This is a genomic window from Mesorhizobium sp. M1A.T.Ca.IN.004.03.1.1, from assembly GCF_003997555.1.
Classification (GTDB): Bacteria; Pseudomonadota; Alphaproteobacteria; order Rhizobiales; family Rhizobiaceae; genus Mesorhizobium.
In genome coordinates this window covers 1-247 of record NZ_RZTV01000837.1, presented here as the reverse complement: position 1 = coordinate 247, position 247 = coordinate 1, and the positions used below count along the sequence as shown (strand labels likewise).

Here is a 247-nt window from a genome sequence, read left to right as displayed (position 1 = left end):
CATCATCGGACATTTGGCAGTAAACATCGGCTGCGAACGCGCCTAGAACTTCGTTCACGCGAGCATTCACTGTCTTGTCGCGCTCACCGATGATGATGTGCGTATTCGGCGGCAGCATGTCCAGACGCTGCCAATCGTGCGTTGCCCCGCAGGTAAGCTCGTCGTCCGAGTCGATCAGGACGGCGTAGGTGATTTCGTGTTTTCCTGACGCGAGCGCGTCTAGGGTATGGAGTGAGGCGAGAAGTCC

The 247-nt window shown here is 57.5% G+C and carries 1 protein-coding gene; it reads right to left on the bottom strand.

The annotated features are described in order from the left end of the window. Nucleotides 1-247, bottom strand: a 247-nt coding sequence (locus EOD29_RS36800) for a hypothetical protein (protein WP_206520608.1), incomplete at both ends; no start/stop codon positions are given.